At 76.0% G+C, this 17,585-nt stretch carries 16 protein-coding genes and 1 pseudogene; 6 read left to right on the plus strand and 11 right to left on the minus strand.

Annotated elements, in window-relative coordinates:
* Positions 1-35: 35 nt before the first annotated feature.
* Genes H0S66_RS02275 through H0S66_RS02290 form a run of 4 tightly spaced genes read right to left on the minus strand, consistent with a single transcriptional unit; the run spans position 36 to position 2,989 of the window.
* Positions 36-1,064: an SIS domain-containing protein gene (locus tag H0S66_RS02275; RefSeq protein ID WP_179613940.1), complete on the minus strand. Its 1,029-nt coding sequence runs from the start codon at positions 1,062-1,064 to the stop codon at positions 36-38.
* Entirely contained in the window at positions 1,061-1,246 is a 186-nt protein-coding gene (locus H0S66_RS02280; RefSeq protein WP_179613941.1) for a Trm112 family protein, read from the minus strand. The genes H0S66_RS02275 and H0S66_RS02280 overlap by 4 nt, the downstream gene beginning before the upstream one ends.
* On the minus strand, positions 1,243-2,619 hold the full coding sequence (locus H0S66_RS02285; protein WP_179613942.1) for a phosphomannomutase/phosphoglucomutase: 1,377 nt from the start codon (positions 2,617-2,619) through the stop codon (positions 1,243-1,245). The genes H0S66_RS02280 and H0S66_RS02285 overlap by 4 nt, the downstream gene beginning before the upstream one ends.
* A 10-nt stretch (positions 2,620-2,629) precedes the next feature.
* Positions 2,630-2,989, minus strand: a complete 360-nt coding sequence (locus H0S66_RS02290; RefSeq protein WP_179613943.1) for a DUF3499 domain-containing protein — start codon at positions 2,987-2,989, stop codon at positions 2,630-2,632.
* 49 nt (positions 2,990-3,038) lie between these two features.
* On the opposite strand from H0S66_RS02290, the gene H0S66_RS02295 reads away from it, so the two are divergent.
* Entirely contained in the window at positions 3,039-3,476 is a 438-nt protein-coding gene (locus H0S66_RS02295; protein ID WP_179613944.1) for a metallopeptidase family protein, read from the plus strand.
* A 27-nt stretch (positions 3,477-3,503) separates the two neighbouring features.
* On the opposite strand, the gene H0S66_RS02300 is transcribed toward H0S66_RS02295, so the two are convergent.
* The 5 genes and pseudogenes from H0S66_RS02300 to H0S66_RS02320 form a co-directional block, all read right to left on the minus strand.
* On the minus strand, positions 3,504-4,907 hold the full coding sequence (locus H0S66_RS02300; protein WP_179613945.1) for a DUF5719 family protein: 1,404 nt from the start codon (positions 4,905-4,907) through the stop codon (positions 3,504-3,506).
* Positions 4,904-6,190, minus strand: a complete 1,287-nt coding sequence (locus H0S66_RS02305; protein WP_180923760.1) for a hypothetical protein — start codon at positions 6,188-6,190, stop codon at positions 4,904-4,906. Before H0S66_RS02305 ends, H0S66_RS02300 begins: the two co-directional genes overlap by 4 nt.
* The gene (locus H0S66_RS02310; RefSeq protein ID WP_180923762.1) at positions 6,187-6,405 is read right to left on the minus strand and encodes a hypothetical protein; all 219 of its coding nucleotides are present in this window, start codon (positions 6,403-6,405) and stop codon (positions 6,187-6,189) included. Before H0S66_RS02310 ends, H0S66_RS02305 begins: the two co-directional genes overlap by 4 nt.
* A 755-nt stretch (positions 6,406-7,160) precedes the next feature.
* Positions 7,161-7,766: pseudogene (locus H0S66_RS20925) on the minus strand (glycosyltransferase family 2 protein); the annotation flags it as partial.
* Positions 7,767-7,867: 101 nt separating this feature from the next.
* A complete protein-coding gene (locus tag H0S66_RS02320; protein ID WP_179613947.1) occupies positions 7,868-8,122 on the minus strand; it encodes a WhiB family transcriptional regulator in 255 nt (84 codons plus the stop codon).
* A gap of 167 nt (positions 8,123-8,289) precedes the next feature.
* Here H0S66_RS02320 and cofD point away from each other — a divergent pair, with 167 nt between their 5' ends.
* Genes cofD through H0S66_RS02340 form a run of 4 tightly spaced genes read left to right on the plus strand, consistent with a single transcriptional unit; the run spans position 8,290 to position 12,851 of the window.
* A complete protein-coding gene (gene cofD, locus H0S66_RS02325) occupies positions 8,290-9,303 on the plus strand; it encodes a 2-phospho-L-lactate transferase (protein ID WP_179613948.1) in 1,014 nt (337 codons plus the stop codon).
* A complete protein-coding gene (gene cofE / locus H0S66_RS02330; RefSeq protein WP_179613949.1) occupies positions 9,300-10,301 on the plus strand; it encodes a coenzyme F420-0:L-glutamate ligase in 1,002 nt (333 codons plus the stop codon). The genes cofD and cofE overlap by 4 nt, the downstream gene beginning before the upstream one ends.
* 59 nt (positions 10,302-10,360) lie before the next feature.
* Positions 10,361-11,107 (plus strand): DUF3105 domain-containing protein, encoded by a 747-nt coding sequence (locus tag H0S66_RS02335; RefSeq protein ID WP_179613950.1) that lies wholly within the window; start codon positions 10,361-10,363, stop codon positions 11,105-11,107.
* Between the two features lie 55 nt (positions 11,108-11,162).
* Positions 11,163-12,851 (plus strand): CocE/NonD family hydrolase, encoded by a 1,689-nt coding sequence (locus tag H0S66_RS02340; protein ID WP_179613951.1) that lies wholly within the window; start codon positions 11,163-11,165, stop codon positions 12,849-12,851.
* A 41-nt stretch (positions 12,852-12,892) separates the two neighbouring features.
* Here the strand turns inward: H0S66_RS02340 and H0S66_RS02345 are convergent, their stop codons facing one another.
* Entirely contained in the window at positions 12,893-13,975 is a 1,083-nt protein-coding gene (locus tag H0S66_RS02345) for a mannose-1-phosphate guanylyltransferase (RefSeq protein WP_179613952.1), read from the minus strand.
* A 24-nt stretch (positions 13,976-13,999) separates the two neighbouring features.
* Between H0S66_RS02345 and H0S66_RS02350 the strand changes: the two genes are divergently transcribed.
* Positions 14,000-14,740: a TIGR03089 family protein gene (locus H0S66_RS02350; protein ID WP_179613953.1), complete on the plus strand. Its 741-nt coding sequence runs from the start codon at positions 14,000-14,002 to the stop codon at positions 14,738-14,740.
* On the opposite strand, the gene H0S66_RS02355 is transcribed toward H0S66_RS02350, so the two are convergent.
* Entirely contained in the window at positions 14,722-17,547 is a 2,826-nt protein-coding gene (locus H0S66_RS02355; protein WP_179613954.1) for an FG-GAP-like repeat-containing protein, read from the minus strand. The two genes, H0S66_RS02350 and H0S66_RS02355, sit on opposite strands and share 19 nt — an antisense overlap.
* Between the last annotated feature and the right edge of the window lie 38 nt (positions 17,548-17,585).

Genomic DNA, 17,585 nt, shown 5'->3' on the forward strand with positions numbered 1-17,585 from the left:
CGGCGGGCAAACCTCAGCCGGGTGTCGCGCTGCTCTCAGTCGTCGACGAGGCCCAGGCGCAGGTACTCGGCCGCGTAGGTGCCGCTGAGCAGCAGGGAGGCGTAGCGGGCGACCTCGTCGCCCTCCTCGCAGGTCAGCGTCTCGACCCGCACCCCCCGCTCCGCGGCCGCGGACTCCAGCTGCTGGCGCTGCTCGTGCACGAGGGGGTCGTCGACCCCGTCGTCGAGCACGACCAGGACCGGACGCAGGTCGCCGCTGGTCTCGGCGAACGGGTCGTCGAAGACGTCGCGCGGCCGGGTGGCCTCGAGCACCGGCAGCAGCTGGTCGACCTCGCCGGCGATCGCGGCGCGGCCGCTGGAGCGCCGGACCGACTCCGCCACCCGGCGGGCCGCGCGGGCGGCCAGGACGCTGCCGCCCCACACGAGGGGGTTGGAGTCGGCCAGCGCGATGGCCAGGGTCTTGGCGGGGTTGACCGCCAGGTCGCGCCGTGGGGCGCAGGCCAGGGCGACCTGGTCGAGCGCGTCGGCGACGGTGCCGGGGTCGGCGCTCGGGCCGAGGCGCACCTGCTCGAGGTAGCTGAGCATCACCACGGCCGTGGCGAGCGGGTCGCGGGTGGTGGTCGGCAGGATCGCGCTCCACCGGCCCTCGGCGTGCTCGGCGACCATCGAGCCGGGCGGGCAGGCCACCACGACCTGGCAGCCGCGGCGCAACGCCTCGGCGACGGCCGAGGCCGTGCCGGGGTCGCCGCCGTCGGGGGCGAGCACCGCGACCAGGTCGAGGCTGCCGGCCCAGCCGGGCAGGGCGTGGCCGGGCCAGGCCACGAACGGCACCGGGCACCAGGGCTCCAGCACCGCGCGCAGCAGGCGCGAGTCGGGACCCGCGGCGATCACCGCACGCGGCCGCGGCAGGTCACGGGCGCGCTCGACCGCGTCGGCCATCGCCGACGCCGCGTCACCGGCCTCGCGGCGCACCCGGGAGCCGGACTCGGCCAGGGTGCGCAGCCGCAGGTCGATGCGCTCGAGCGCCGACTCGTCGTCGAGGCGGGACTCGTCGAACCAGGTCACGGGCGGCGGGCCTCGTCGACGAGCAGCACCGGGATCTGGTCGCGCACCGGGTAGGCCAGGCCACAGGCCGCGCACACCAGCTCGGGGCCGGCGCCGACACCCGGGCCCTCCCCCAGCTCGCCGTGGCAGTCGGGGCACACGATGATCTCGAGCAGGGCCGGGTCGAGCCCGAGCCCGCTCACCGCGCACCCCGGATCATGCTGAGCACCTCGTCGCGCACCGTCGTCATGGTCGGCAGGTCCTTCCCCTCGGCGTTGAGCCGCAGCAGCGGCTCCGTGTTGGAGCCGCGCACGTTGAAGGCCCAGTCTGCGTGCAGCACGCTGAGCCCGTCGAGCCGGTCGGTGCTGACGCCGTCGCGACCGGCGTACGCCGCCTCGATCGCGGCGATCACCTCGCCCTGGTCGGCGACGGTGGAGTTGATCTCGCCGCTGAGCGGGTAGCGCTCGTACTGCGCGAGCAGCTCGGAGAGCGGCACGTCGGTCTCGGCGAGGGCAGCGAGCGCGTGCAGCGCGGCGAGCATGCCGGAGTCGGCGCGCCAGAAGTCGCGGAAGTAGAAGTGGCCCGAGTGCTCGCCGCCGAAGACGGCGTCGGTCTCGGCCATCGTGGCCTTGATGTAGGAGTGGCCCACGCGGGTGCGCACCGGGTGGCCGCCCAGCTCCTCGACCAGCTGGGGCACCGCCCGGCTGGTGATCAGGTTGTGGATCACGGTCGAGCCGGGGTGCTTGGCGAGCTCGCGGGCCGCGATCAGCGCCGTGAGCGTCGAGGGCGAGACCGCCACGCCGCGCTCGTCGACGAGGAAGCAGCGGTCGGCGTCGCCGTCGAAGGCCAGGCCGACGTCGGCGCCCTCGGCCAGCACGCGCGCCTGCAGGTCGACCAGGGTCTCGGGGTCGATCGGGTTCGCGTCGTGGTGCGGGAACGTGCCGTCGAGGTCGAAGTACATCGGCACGACCTCGACCGCCTCGTCGCCCAGGCGCCCGAACACCGCGGGCGCGGTGTGCCCGGCCATCCCGCTGCCGGCGTCGACGACGACCTTGAGGCGGCGCCCCGCCACGGGGGCCAGGGTGAGCAGGTGCGCGGCGTACGCCTCGAGGACGTCGTGGCTGCTGATCGAGCCGGTGCGCGCGCCGCCGGCCTCGGGACCGGCCACCACCAGGTCGCGGATCTCGGCGAGCCCGCTGTCGGTGCCGACCGGCACCGCGTGGGCACGGCACATCTTGATGCCGTTGTACTGCGCCGGGTTGTGGCTGGCGGTGAACATGACGCCGGCCTGGCCCAGGAAGCCCGAGGCGAAGTAGAGCTGGTCGGTGGAGGCGAGCCCGATCATCACGACGTCGGCGCCGGCCTCGGTCGCGCCCTCGGCGAACGCCCCGGCCAGGCCCGGCGAGCTGGGGCGCATGTCGTGGCCCACCACCACCGAGTCGACGCCCAGGACCTGCACGTAGGCACGGCCGGTGGCACGGGCCAGCGTCTCGTCGATCTGGTCGGGGGCGATCCCGCGCACGTCGTAGGCCTTGAAGACCGCGTGGACGTTGTCGGCACTCAGGGTGTCGGCCATGGCCCGAACACTAGTGGTCGGAGCTGAGCACCCGCAGATGGCCCCGTCGCGTGGTCTCGCGGCCGGTCTCGGCCTCGGGCAGCGAGCGCTGCACCGGCGCCGGCCGGCCGGCCTCGCGCACCGCGTCGGCGAGGGCGAGCAGGTCGTCGTTGGTGGGCCCCGGCGGCGCCGGCTGGGCCAGGCGCAGCACCTCCCAGCCGCGCGGCGCGGAGAGGCGCTCGCTGTGGGTCTCGCACAGGTCGTAGGCGTGCGGTTCGGCGTAGGTGGCCAGGGGACCGAGCACAGCCGTCTGGTCGGCGTAGACGTAGGTCAACGTCATCACCGCAGGCCGGCCGCACGCGGTGCGGGAGCAGCGGCGGGCGGGACTCACGGCGCAGACGCTACCTCCCCCGGTGGCCACCGACGACTAGGCTCGCGGCATGCCCGACGCCGCCGTTCCCCGCCGGCGCACCCGCGACCGACGCGGCCGGGGGCCGCGCGGGCCCGGGGTGCTGCCCGCGGAGCCCGGCACGGTCGCGGTGCGCACCCGGCGCCAGCGCTTCGACGACCTGGTCCTGGACCTCGTCACCGAGCTCGAGGACCGCTGGTCCGACCGGCTCGGGCTGGTCGAGTTCGCCGTCGAGGACACCCCTCTGGTGCCCGACGACTGGAGCCCCGACAGCGTCCCCCTGGCCTCGTTGGTGCGGGGCTCCGGCGGGCGGCCCAGCCGCCTGGTGGTCTTCCGGCGGCCGATCGAGCACCGCTGCGAGACCCGCTCGGAGCTGCACGCGCTCGTGCTGACGGTGCTGGTGGAGCAGGTCGCCGAGCTGCTGGGCTGCGACCCCGCCGACGTCGACCCGCGCTACGACGCCGACTGACCCCGGCTCTCCGGTCTCCTGGCCTGCTCAGGGCGGCCCGGGCCGCACCGCGGGCACCAGGTCGGTCAGCACCAGCGGCCGCAGCGGCAGCACGACCGACCCGCTGCCGGTCTCGACCAGGACGGACCCCACGAGGTCGAGGTCGCCGGTGCGCACCTCGACGAGCGCCGCGTCGGCCGGCAGCGGCACCGACAGCCCGACCTCGGGCGTGAGGTCGTAGGTCCGCCGCTGCAACCGCTCCCCGCCGGCGCTGCGCGCCTCGACGCGCACCGCCCCCACGCCGTCGGCGTCGGCCAGCAGCAGCTCCTTGGCCCCGGCGGGCACCGGGACCAGGGTGGTGCCCTGCACCCGTCCGCCGGGCACCGACTGCACGAGATCGGTGCCGGTGCGCGCCCGGAAGGTGGCGGTGACCGGCCGGCTGCTGACCACCCGCAGCCCCAGTGCGTCGGCGGCGGCGTCGCTGCCCAGCAGCCCGGCGATCGAGAGGCGCCTGACGCTGCCCGGCTCTACGGTGACCTCCTCGACCTCGGCGGGGGCGAAGACCGAGCGTGCGGTCACCAGCTCCAGCCGGACCCGCGCGACGTCGTCGCCGCCGTTGGCCACGACCACCGCGCGCTCGCCGGCCCCGGCGGGCAGGCCCATCAGCACGTTGACCTCGGCGGGGGCCGCCTGGCCGGGCAGGTACTCCTTGGTGGGGACGCCGCGCCCGATCGGCACGAACGCGTCGACCACCACGGCCGCGACCCGGCCGCGGCCGGTGCTGACGCGCAGCGCCAGCTCCTCGCGCTTGGGGATCTCGGCGCCCAGCCGCAGCCGCACGGTCTCGCCGCCGGGCACCGAGACACCGCGCAGCCCGTCGGCGGCGACCGGCCCGGACTGGCCGTGCACCTCGACGTCGACGGTGGCCGGGCCGGCGTCGGGGTTGGTCAGCTCGAGCACCGAGGTGTGCTCGGCGCCGGCGCCGACGCCGGTGAACCACTGCTCGGAGCTGGTGGCGGGGCAGGCCACCGCGCGCAGCCCCGGCCCGGCCGTGCGCAGCGCCACCAGCCCGGGGGCCAGCTCGCCGGCGCCGGTGACCACCGCGACGTCGTCGGTGTCGACGACACCGGCGCCGCGCCGGCCCAGCCCCAGCTCCTGGGGGTCGTCGCCCGCGACCCCGACGGTCACGTCGCCGCGCGCACCCGTGCCGCTGGCCACCACGACCCGGCCGTCGCTCGTCGCCGCGGGGCAGACCGCGGTGGCGCGGTCGAGGTCGACCTCGCGCGGCGGCTGCTCGACCGGACGGGGCTCGACCCCGGTGTCGGCGAGCAGGGCGGCCGCCACGGTGAGCGCCGGCACCACGACCGCGGCCACGAGGACGCGGTCGAGGCGCCCGCCACGGCTGCGGGGCTGGTCACCGGCGCGGCGGCCGGGGGCGGGAGTGCTGGTCATCGACGCCTCCGTCGCTCGCGGGTGGGGGCGCAGAGCACCAGCACCGTCACCAGCGCGATCCCCTGGACGACCAGCAGCGAGACGTGCAGCGCGGAGGTGCCGCCCTCGAGGGCCTGCGTCGACAGCGGCCGGTCGACCTGCCAGGCGCGGGTGCCCGGGTCGGCCGCGCTGGCCTGCACCAGTCCCCCGGCGGCGTCGAGCCCGGCGGCCACGTCGCCGTCGGCGGGGGCCGGCAGCACGACGTGCTCGATGCCCAGCTCGCCCAGGCGCGTCACCGTCTCGCTGGTGGGCGCCGAGACGAGCTCGCGCACGGTGGCGGTCAGGTCGGCGTCCTCGCCGCTGAGCGCCAGCACCTCGTCCTCGCCCAGGGTGGTGCCGTCGCCGCGGCGCACGGTGTGCTCGAGACCTCCGGCGACGTCGCCGCGCAGCACCAGGATGCCGTGCTCGGGGCCGAGCTCGGAGCGCTGCACCATGTAGGCGGGGATGCCCGAGTCGGGTGCGTCGGCCAGCCGGTCGTCGGCGACGACGGCCCAGCCCAGGCCCAGGACGGGCACGACGGCTGCCACCGCGACCACCCCGGCGAGGACCGGTCGGGCCACCGAGCCGCGGGCACCGACGGCGCCGAGCACCGCGGCCGTGACCAGGGCGCCGACCAGGACCGCCAGCGGGGCACCCACACCGGGTGCGGCCGTGCCGACCGACAGGTCGAGGGTGGTCCACGAGAGCCCCAGCGCCACGAGCGCGGCCACCAGGGCCACCACCCACACCAGCAGGACGGCGGCGCGCGTGGCGCGCGGGAGCAGCGCCAGCAGGGCGAGCACCACGAGCAGCGCCCCGAGCCACCACGGGGCGCCCGTCTCGCCCAGGCGCCCGGTCAGCAGCTCGAGCCCCGTGGGCTCGGCCGCGGGCAGCCGGCCGGGGTCGAGCAGCAGCGCCTCGGCGGCCCCGCGCCGCAGCGAGCCGACCCACCACGGGGCGAGCAGCGCCAGGGGCACCAGCACCGCGGTGAGCGGTGGGCCCCACGTCGAGCGGTCGCCCCGGGCCCCCGGCAGGACGACGAGGACCGCGGTGACCACGACCACGGCGAGGGTGGTGGCGACCAGCCAGGCCGTGGGCGTGAACGCGGTGAGCAGGCCCAGCAGCAGGCCCAGGCGCCAGCCGGCGCGCCAACGCCGGTCGGCGACCGGGTCGGCGAAGCCGAGCGCGGCGTGCGCGGCCCAGGGCAGCAGCGCGGCGCTCACGACGGGCCCGAGCCGGCCGTCGCCCCAGGCGCCGCTGGTCAACGGACGAGCGCGTAGGTGACCGAGCCCCACAGCAGCAGCCAGCGGGGGGCGCCGCGCACCGAGACCAGGCGCCCGGCCACCCGCAGGAAGCGCCAGGTGCCCCACAGCGCCAGGGGTGCCGCGAGCAGCAGCACCGCGGAGACGGCGGCGGCGGGGCTGCCGCCCAGGACCGTGGCCAGCAGCGCCAGCGGGAGCAGGAGGGCCGGCGCGGGCACCGCGTGCCCTGGCCCAGCGCGTGCCAGGACTCCAGGTGCAGCCCCCACCAGGCGCCGACCGTGTCGGGGACCGGCGCCAGCGCCGCACCGACGGCCTGGCCGAAGCCGGCCCGGGTGGCCACCAGCAGGGCCAGGACCACCAGGGACAGCGTCACGGCGACCGGGTCGGTCAGGAAGCGCGCCACCAGCGAGCTGTCGTCGGGCACGTCCTCGTCGTCGTCCTCGGCGACGGCCCGTCGGGCACCGGCCTGGGCGGCGTACGCCGCGGGGTCGCGCTCGGCGGCCGCGGCCCGGCGGCGCTCGGCGACGTCGGCGGCCTGGTCGGTGAGCGCGGAGACGAGGTCGCCCACGGCGTCGAGGCCGTGGCGGTAGGGCAGCCACGCGGGCGCCAGCAGCCCGCGCACCTCCTCGGGCGGCGCGGTGGCCCGGGCCCGGCGCTCGCGCCGGGCGCGGCGCACGTCGCCGGCGCTGCCGACCAGGGAGAGCAGGGCGGCCAGCTCGTCGAGGGCCTCCCCGACCGAGCGCACCAGCAGGAAGCCGAGCACCCGCAGCAGCGTGCCCAGCACCAGGCGCACGACCTGGAGGGGCAGGGCCCGCGAGCGCACGTTGACCAGCAGCGTGAACAGGGCGGCCCGGCGCTCCTGGAAGTGCGTGTGCCGCCCGGTCAGCGCGGTGCGCCGCAGCCCGCGGTGGGCGGCCTCGGCGTGGAAGACGACGGCCTGGGGCACCACCAGCGTGGTGTGCCCGGCGGCCGCGGCGCGCCAGCCGAAGTCGAGGTCGTTGCCGAAGACGGGGAGGTGGTCGTCGAACCCGCCGAGGTCCTCGAGCACGCGGCGCCGCACGAGCATCCCGGCGGTGTTGACCGCCAGCACCCGGCGCACCTCGTCGTGCTGGCCCTGGTCGTACTCGCCGCGCTCGAGACCGCTCTCGCGCCGTCCGGTGCCGGAGATGGTCACCCCGACCTCGAGCAGCCGGCGCAGCGAGGGCCACTCGCGCAGCTTGGGGCCCAGCACGTCGGCCCCGGGGTGCTCCTCGGCCGCCGCCAGCAGCTCCTCGAGCGCCGAGGCGTCGGGGGTCGAGTCGTCGTGCAGCAGCCAGACCCACTCGACCTCGGGCCCGAGCTCGGCCAGGCCGCGTCGCACCGCCTCCGGGTAGCCGGTGCCGGCCGGGGCGGGCACCACGGGCCCGAAGGCGGCCTCGAGCAGGTCGGGGCTCTCGTCGCGGCTGCCGGTGTCGACGGCCACCACGCGGTCGGGGGCCCTGGTCTGGGCGCGCAGCGCCTCGATCACCACGGGCAGCCAGCGCGCACCGTCGTGACTGACCACGAGGGCGGCGACCGCCGCCGGAGCTGTCCCGGACACGATCGGCAAGGGTACGTGGCGCCGGTGGCAGGCTCAGAAATCGAAGGGGCCCCGGTCGCGGACGACCGGGGCTGACCCTCGACAGGGCGCGGGGGGCACCCTCAGACTGCGCGCTTCTTCAGCTTGCGGCGCTCCCGCTCGGAGAGACCGCCCCAGATGCCGAAGCGCTCGTCGTTCATCAGCGCGGACTCGAGGCACTCGTCGCGCACCTCGCAGGTCAGGCAGACCTTCTTGGCCTCCCTGGTGGAACCACCCTTTTCAGGGAAGAACGCCTCGGGGTCGGTCTGTGCGCACAGGGCGCGATCCTGCCAGCCCGCCTCGGTGGCGTCCGATTCGAGGAGAAACAGCTCTCTCACGGCGTACGCCCTTTCGACCCAGTGGAAATCCCGAAGAACACTGTGGGAATTACATGCCTGTCGTACACCGGAAGTCAAGCGAAAGTCTGGTATTACCCGACCGGGTCACGTGCCCGTCGGCGGGGTCGCCGGACGACCGGGACGAGGCGCTGCGGCACAGTAGCCCCATGCGTTCCATCACCGTCCTCTCCGGGGGCATCGGCGGCGCCCGCTTCCTGCAGGGCCTGCTGCACGCCCTCGACACCGGTCGGCTGCCCGGCGTCGAGCGCGACGCGGTCGTCACGGTCGTCACCAACACCGCCGACGACCTGTGGGTGCACGGGCTCAAGGTCTGCCCCGACCTCGACACGGTGATGTACACCCTCGGCGACGGGATCGACCCCGAGCGCGGGTGGGGCCGGCGCGAGGAGACCTGGAGCGTGCGCGAGGAGCTGGCGGCGTACGGCGTCGAGCCGACGTGGTTCGGTCTCGGCGACCGCGACGTGGCCACGCACCTGGTGCGCACCCAGATGCTCGAGGCGGGCTACCCGCTCTCCGCGGTGACCACGGCCCTGTGCCGCCGCTGGCTCGAGCCGGTGCACGGCGACCGGGTGCGCCTGCTGCCGATGACCGACGACCGGGTCGAGACCCACGTGGCGGTCGCCGACCCCGACTCCCCCAGCGGCACCCGCGTCGTGCACTTCCAGGAGTACTGGATCCGGATGCGCGCCGAGGTCCCCGCCGAGACGGTCGTGTGCGTCGGCCTCGACCAGTCCTCGCCCGCCCCCGGCGTCGTCGAGGCGCTCACCGACGCCGACCTGGTGCTGGTGCCGCCCTCCAACCCGGTCGTCTCGATCGGCACGGTCCTGGGCGTGCCCGGGGTGCGCGAGGCGCTCCGGGCCACCGCGGCCCCCGTGGTCGGGCTCTCGCCCATCGTGGGCGGGCAGCACGTGCGCGGCATGGCCCGCCAGCTGCTGACGTCGATCGGGGTCGAGGTCAGCGCCGCCGGCGTCGGGCTGCACTACGGCGCCCGGTCGCAGGGCGGCCTGCTCGACGGCTGGCTCGTCGACTCGGGCGACGCCGACGCCGTGCCCGCGCTCGAGGCGGCCGGGCTGCGCGCCGCCGCCGTCCCGCTGATGATGACCTCGCCCGGGGCGACGGCCGACATGGCGGCGGCCGCGCTCGACCTGGTCGCCCCGTGACGGACCTGCAGGTCCACGCCCCCGACGGCGTGCCCGAGGTCGTCCCGGGCACCGACCTGGCGCAGGCGCTCCTCACCGCCCTGGGCCACGGCGCCGGTGGCCACGACCTCGCCGACGGCGACGTCGTGGTGGTGACCAGCAAGGTGGTCAGCAAGTCCGAGGACCGGGTCCGCACCGGCGACCGGGCGCAGGCGCTGGCCGACGAGACCGCGCGGGTGGTGGCCCGCCGCGGCCCGACCACCATCGTGCGCACCCACCACGGCCTGACCATGGCGGCCGCCGGCATCGACGCCTCCAACGTGGCGCTCGGCTCCATCGTGCTGCTGCCGCTCGACCCCGACGCCTCCGCCCGCGCCCTGCGCGCCCGGCTGCACGAGCTCAGCGGGCGCGTCGTCGGCGTGGTCGTCACCGACACCGCCGGCCGGGCCTGGCGCGAGGGGCAGACCGACATCGCCATCGGGGCCGCCGGCCTCAGCGTGGCCGAGAGCTTCGCGGGCCGCGTCGACGCCCACGGCAACGAGCTGGCCGTGACCGCGCCCGCGGTCGCCGACGAGGTGGCGGGCGCCGCCGAGCTGGCGCAGGGCAAGCTCGGGGGCCGCCCCTTCGCCGTCGTGCGGGGCCGGGCCGACCTGGTCACCCCCCTCGACGACCCGGGACCGGGCGCGGTCGCGCTGGTGCGCGCCGAGGGCGCCGACCTCTTCGGGTACGGCGCCCGCGAGGCCGTCGTGCGCGCCCTCACCGGCGACCCCGCCGACCTGGCGCCCTTCGGGGCCCCCGCCCCGCCCGAGGAGCTGGCCGAGGCCGTCGAGCGGGTCGCGCACGGCGCGGCGAGCACCCGGCTCGTCGGCGGGACGCTCCTGGTCAGCGTGGCCCACCCTGCGTCGACCCGCCTGGGGGCGCTGCTGGAGCCGCTCGCCTTCGCCCACGGGTGGTGCTGCGAGGCCGCGACCGAGCCCGGATCCACCGTCGTTGCCCGGATGCGACCGCGCACTCCGTAGAATCCCCGCCAGCCCCGCCCCCGCACCAGACCGCCCCCGACCTCGAGGACAGCCGAACCGTGGCCAAGCCCGCCAAGTCCGACCGCCAGGCCAAGATCGACGCGATCCGCAAGCAGCAGAAGGGCGCCGACAAGCGCCGCGGCTACGCCATCGTCGCCGTCTGCGGCGTCATCGCCGCCGCCATCATCGCGGTGCCGCTGTACGGGATCATCAGCGACGAGGTGGAGAGCAGCCAGTACAGCTCGCTGGCCCTCGACGAGATCGGGGCCTCGGCCGACGTGTGCGGCGAGATCACCACCGAGCCGGCCGCCGACAGCGGCACCCACGTGCCGCAGGAGCAGCAGGTCACCTACGACACCGCTCCCCCGGCGTTCGGACCCCACTGGAACATCGCCGGCGTGGCCCCCGTCTCCGGCGCCCGCGAGTTCTACACCGTCGAGGACCGTCCCGAGCTCGAGGCACTGGTGCACAACCTCGAGCACGGCTTCACCGTGCTCTGGTACGACGAGGACATCGACGACGAGGCGATGGCCGACCTGCGCGGCATCGCCGACAAGTTCTCCGACGACTCCAACCGTCGCAACGCCTTCATCGCCGCGCCCTGGACCTCCGAGGACGGCGAGGCCTTCCCCGACGACCAGGACATCGCGCTGACCCACTGGTCGGCCGGTGGCGCCGGCGAGAGCGACACGTCGCTGCAGGTCGGTGTGTGGCAGTACTGCTCCGAACCCAGCGGCGCCGCGGTCGAGGCGTTCATGACCGAGTACCCCCAGCAGGACTCGCCGGAGCCCAACACCGCGCTGTAGTCACCCGGTGATGACCAGGGGGTGACCCGGGGCCGCGCGCGTCGTTGACACGGTCATGCCCCGCCACCGCACGACCGCCCTGGCCACGACCTCCCTGGCCACGCTCGCCCTGGCCCTCGCCTCCCCCACCCTGCTCGTCCCCGCGCCCGCGGAGGCCGGGGAGCGCGAGGACGCCGACTGGACCGAGGTCTACCTCGAGGCCGACGACGGCACCGTCCTGCACGCCGACGTGCTGCGCCCCGCGGGGATGCCGGCCGACGAGCGGACGCCGGTGGTGCTCACCGTCAGCCCCTACACCAGCCACTCGGGCGGCGCGGCGGCGCCGGACCCGACCGGGGAGCCGCCGAGCGACCGGTTCGACGACTTCCTCGACCTCACCGGCGCGCTCGACGAGGGCTACACCTACGTCATGGTCGACCTGCCCGGCACGGGCGGCAGCGGCGGGTGCAACGACTGGGGCGGCCCCGCCGAGCAGGGCGCGGTGGAGTCGGCGGTCGAGTGGGCGGCCGCGCAGCCCTGGTCGACCGGCAGGGTCGCGCTGCTGGGCAAGTCCTACGACGGCTGGACCGGCCTGATGGGCACGGCACGGCGCCCGGACGGGCTGGCGGCGGTCGTCTCGATGGAGCCGGTCTACTCCGGCTACTCCTACCTCTACAACCGCGGCGTCCGCTTCGCGAACTCGGTCGGCACCCCCGTGGTCTTCCAGGCCAACGACCTGTTCCCGGGCTCGCTGGCCGACCCGCTCGACTACCACCTCAACGGCGCCCCGCTCACGCCCTGCCACGCGCTCAACATCGTCCAGCAGCAGGACGACGCCGAGGACAGCGACTTCTGGGCCGCGCGCGACCTCGTCCCGGCGGCCGCGGGCTCCCGCGTCCCGGTCTTCCTGACCCAGGGCTTCCTGGAGACCAACACCAAGCCCGACCGCGCCTTCGACTACTGGAACGGCCTGGGCGGGGCCGCCCACAAGGCGTGGTTCGGCCAGTTCGACCACGTGCGCGGCTGGGACACCGACGCCGAGGGCCGCTCCGAGACCGGCCGCCCCCGGGCCGCGTTCGTCCGCCAGGTCGCGGCCTTCCTCGACCGGCACCTCGAGGGCGAGCGGTCACGGGCCGCCCGCCCCGGCGTGCAGGTGCAGGACAGCCAGGGCCGCTGGCGCACCGAGTCGAGCTGGCCCCCCGCCGACGTGCGGGTGCGGCGCACGACGCTCGCCGGCGGCGCGTACGCCGACGACGGGCGCACCAGCGCCACCGGGGCCGACGCCGGCTCGGGCGCCTGGACCGTCTCGACGCCGCTGCGGCGGACCGCCTGGATGTCGGGCGAGCCGGTGCTCGACGTGACGGTCTCGAGCAGCCTGCCCCGGGCCAACCTGGTCGGCCTGGTCTACGACGTGGCCCCCGACGGGACCGCGCGCCTGGTCTCGCGCGGCACGCAGCTGGTGCGCGAGGCCGGCGCCTCGACGTACGCCCTGCCGCTCTACGGCCAGGACTGGGTCTTCGCCCGGGGGCACCGGATCGGGGTGCTGGTCACCGGCGCCGACTCCGACTGGTGGGTGCACATGCCGACGGGCCAGGAGGTCACCGTCGACGAGGCCCGGATCCGGCTGCCGTTCCTCACCCGGAAGCGGACTCGCTTCCTCGACGGCGGCGCCAGCCCGCGGCTCGAGGAGCACCTGGGCCAGACGCTCACCCTCGACACCGCGGCCGTGGAGGAGCGCCGGTTCCGGGTCGCCCGGCTGCGCTGAGGCTGCGCAGGGCTCCCCTGGGCCTCCGCCTGCGGGCCGGCTCAGGTGAGCTCGGTGCGGCCGCTCTCCTTGAGGGCGGCGACGACGGCCTTGACGTCCTGGGCGCGCTCGCGCGTGGTCACCAGGAGGGCGTCGGGGGTGTCGACGACCACGACGTCGTCGAGGCCGACCACGGCCACGGTCCGACCTCCGGTCACGACCAGGCCGCTGGCGTCGACGACGCGCACGTCGTCCTCGCCGAGCACGGTCAGCGGGACGCCGTCGCGGGCCAGCAGCGCGGCCAGGGAGTCGAAGTCGCCCACGTCCTCCCAGTCGAAGGCGGCCGGCACGGTCGCGACCCGGCCGGCCGCGGCGGCCGGCTCGGCGACCGCGTGGTCGACCGCGATGCGCGGCAGCCGCGGCCAGATCTCCTCCATCCGAGAGCCGTCGGCGGCGAGCGCACGCAGGTCGGCGGCGAAGCCGGGGTCGCTGTCGGCCAGCAGGTCCAGCAGCACCGTGGGCCGGGCCACGAACATGCCCGCGTTCCAGCGGTAGCCGCCCTCGGCGAGGTAGCCCCGGGCCACCTCCACCGACGGCTTCTCGACGAACTCCTCGACCCTCGCGGCGCCGGGGTGCTCGGCGAGCGCGTCGCCGGAGCGGATGTAGCCGAAGGCCGAGGAGGCGAAGGTCGGCTCGACGCCCAGCGTGACCAGCCAGCCGTCGCGCGCGACCTCGACGGCGGTGCGCACGGCGCCGGCGAAGCCGTCGACGTCGGTGATGACGTGGTCGGCGGCGAAGGAGCCCATCACCGCGTCGGGGTCGGCCCGCTCGACGAGCGCGGCCGCGAGGCCGATGGCGGCCATCGAGTCGCGGGCCGACGGCTCGGCCAGGATCGCCTCGGGGGCCAGCTCGTCGAGCTGGCCGGCGACCGCGTCGCGGTGCGCGGCGCCGGTGACGACCAGCACCCGGCCCGGGGCGAGCGGGCCCAGCCGGTCGTGGGTCTCCTGGATCAGGGTGCGCCCGCTGCCGCGCAGGTCGTGCAGGAACTTGGGCGCCGTGGCCCGGCTCAGCGGCCACAGGCGCGTGCCTGCGCCGCCGGCGGGCACCACGGCCCAGAAGGAGTCGATGGGCGCGTGGCTCGTCATGGGCGACACCCTAGTGTCGAGCCCGTGACGACCTTCTCCGACCTGCTGCGCCGCGAGCTGGCCCGCGACCCGGGCCGCCCGCTGGTGACCTTCTACGACCACGCCTCGGGCGAGCGCACCGAGCTCTCGGTGACGACGTACGCCAACTGGGTGGCCAAGGCCGCCTCCCTGCTGGTCGAGGAGCACGACCTCGAGCGCGGCGACGCGCTGTGCGTCGACCTGCCCGCCCACTGGCTGGGCCCGGTGCTGCTCGGGGCCGCGTGGAGCGCGGGGCTCGTGGTGGTGGGTCCCGAGGAGGCGGGCACCGCCGACGCCGTGGTCTGCGGGCCCGCGACTCTGCCGGCGCACGCCGCGCGAGCCGACGACGTCCCGGTGCTGGCCTGTGCTCTGCTGCCGATGGGGGTCCGCTTCGCCGAGCCGCTGCCCGAGGGCGTCCACGACGTCGGCGTGGAGATCTGGGGCCAGCCCGACGCGTTCACTGCGTGGGACCCGCCGGCGGCGGACGACCCGGCCCTGCGCGGCCCGGGGCTGGACCTGACCCAGGCGGAGCTGTGGAGCGCGGCCGCCGCCGGGACTCTCGTCACCGACGGCGGCCGTCTCCTCTCGGCGGCGAACCCGGCTTCCCCACCGGAGATCGCCACCTTCACCGAGCCGCTCGCACGCGGCGGCTCGCTGGTCCTGGTCGCGCACCCTGACCCGGCGCGACTCGAGTCGACCTCGGCCGACGAGCGCGTCACGGACAGGGATCAGTCCACCAGGTCGTAGACCCCCGCCCCGTCGGCGAGGAAGCGGCGCGACTTGAAGCCCGACGCCTTGCCCTCGAGGAGCCAGAGGTAGCCGGTGGCGCTCTCGCGCACCACCAGGTCGGCCCGCGTCTTGAGGTTGGCGTCGCCGATCCCGGTCACGACGTCGTAGCCCCGCAGGTCCAGGTCGACCCGGGCGGCGTCGGTGAGCCCGCCGGGCCCGTTGCCCGGGTAGGCCACGAGGGCGTCGCCCTGGCGGAACATGCTGTCGGGCGCGCCGTCGCGGTCCCACAGGCCCACGCCGACCTGGCGGCTCGCGCTGATGGCGCTGTGCGCGACGTACGGCGTGCCGAGGGCGGCCGCACCCCGGCCGGGGTAGATCATCATCGAGCCGCCGACCGGCTGGCCCATCAGGTCCGGCCAGCCGTCTCCGGTGACGTCGCCGACCGCCTCCAGCAGCCGGACGTCGCCCATGGCCCGCCCGAGCCGCACCGCCTTGCCGAAGGAGCCCGCGCCGTCGCCGGGACGCATCTTGAGCACGCCGTTGCGCTGCTTGCGCAGCACCAGGTCGCCGAACCCGTCGCCGTCCCAGTCCCCCACGTTGAGCAGCAGGTCGACCGCGCGGATGCGGGCGCCGGTGTCGACGGGGGCCCGCGTCTCGACCTTGCCGGTCCCGACGATCCTCATCAGGGTCTCGCCCTTGAGGAACACCAGGTCGGGGACGCCGTCGCCGCTGAGGTCGGCGCCGCCGGTCAGGCCCGGACGGCCCTTGAGCCGCTTGATCGGCCCCAGGGGGTGCCCGACGCTGCCGTCGCCCCGCCCGGGCAGCACGTAGCCGTGGCCACCGGTGCGGCGCACGAAGAGGTCGGCGTGCCCGTCGCCGTTCCAGTCGCCGAGCCCGCTGACGACGTCCCAGCCCGAGCCGGAGCCCGCGCCGGCCAGCGGCTGCGCGGCCCCGAAGCCGGAGGCCGACCCGCGGTGCCACAGCATGGTGCCGTCGGCGCGCCGGGCGACCAGGTCGGCGTACCCGTCGCCGTCGAGGTCGCTGCCGGCCAGGGCGTCGTAGCCGGCCCAGCCGGTGGTCGACGAGGCCGCGCGGAAGCGTCCGTCGCCACGGCTCGAGAGGATCTCGAGCCGGTCGCCGTCGCGACCCACGAGGTCGGCCAGGCCGTCGCCGTCGACGTCGCCGACGGCGGTGACCAGGTCGTGGCCCTCGGTGGCGGTCGCGGTGCGGGTGGTCTCGCCGAACCCGTCCTCGCGGCCGGGGCGCACGTCGACGGCGCCGGAGGCGGTGACGCCCAGGGCGTCGGGCAGGCCGTCGCCCGTCACGTCGTCGGAGAGCAGCACCGAGTCGTAGCCCGACCAGCCGGTCGAGACCGCCGAGGGCTTGCGGACCCGGCTGAGGCCGCCGGTGGGGATGACGAAGACGCGGCCGTCGGAGGCCCGGCGCGCCAGCAGGTCGGGGTGCGGGGTGTCGACCAGGTCGGCCGGCAGCTGGCGCCCGCTGAAGTCGGCCTGGGCCGCGTCGGCGAGCGCGCGGATGTCACCGAGCCGCTGGTAGAGGTAGGCGCCCGGGCAGGCGGTCGAGCCGGCGTCGCGGTGGCCGTTGACCGCCGGGAAGGAGCGGCTGCCGACCCGCTGCGAGCCCGAGGCGGCGTCGACGCCGTGCAGCGAGAGCTTCCAGGCGAAGAGGGCGCCGTAGGCCTGCACCACCGCCTCGGAGGGGCGCACCTGCTCGAAGTTGCCGATCGCCGACATCGCGAAGGAGTACTCGTTGTAGCCGAGGGTGTGTGCGCCCACCACCGGTCGGTCGATGCCGCCCGCGCGGCCCTCCCAGATCCGGCCGAACCGGTCGACGAGGTAGTTGTAGCCGACGTCGGACCAGCCCCGCGACTTCGTGTGGTACGCGTAGATGCTCCGCAGCATCGCGGGCACCTGGTCCTTGGTGTAGTCGTTGGCGTTGACCGTGTGGTGCACGAAGCCCGCGTGCACCTCGTGGTAGCTCGGCGAGCCGCTGCGCAGCCGCTCGTCGGCGCCCCACTGCTCGCGGGAGTAGATCACCGGCTTCGGCGTCACCTCGGCCGACTGCAGGGTCAGCACGTCGGTGTCCTCGCCCGCCTGGGCCGGGACCTCGAGGGCCGTCACGGAGCCGGTGCCGTCGGCGCCGTCGAGCGTGGCCGTGTCGAGCGCGGCGCGCTCCTGCGCGGTCGCCTCGGGGGTGCCCGGGTCGATCACCGCCATCCGCATGTCGCCGGGCAGGGCGCCCGCACGCTCGGTGCTGCGCACCTGCACGTCGTCGACCTCGCCGACCATCATCGGCTCGGTGCCCGGGCGCGCGGAGGCGCCCTCCTCGGTGGTGGGGTCGGGGGCGTGCTCGTCGTGGTACTCGAGCTCTGCCCACTCGCTCCACACGCCGTCGGTGCGGGTGCGCACCTCGAAGGCGATGTCGTCCTCGTCGAGGTCGGCCCCCGGCTCCCAGGTCACGCCCACCGCGCCGTAGCCGGTGACCGGCTCCGGGCGGCTGGTCAGCACCGTGGCCCGCTCCTGCGCCAGCGCCCGCGCCGAGGTGGTCGCCTCGCCGCCGGGCGCGGTCAGCACGTGCTCCTCCACGACCGCCTCGACCGGGCCGGTCGGCACGGTCGCGGTCTTCTGCGCCGAGCGGACGTACGCCGCGAGCGCGCCGTCGTAGCCGGGGGCGGTGGCCGCGCCGGGCTGCTGGACGACCTCGAGGGTAATCACGCTCGCGGCGGGCGCGAGCACGGCGACGGTGGCACCGAGCACCAGCAGCTGCTGGCAGCCGGAGACGAAGCGAGACCTGCTGGGGGGCATACGAGGGTCCTTCACAGTGCGCGGGGAAGTTCACACGG

It is taken from the genome of Nocardioides marinisabuli, from assembly GCF_013466785.1.
GTDB lineage: Bacteria > Actinomycetota > Actinomycetes > Propionibacteriales > Nocardioidaceae > Nocardioides > Nocardioides marinisabuli.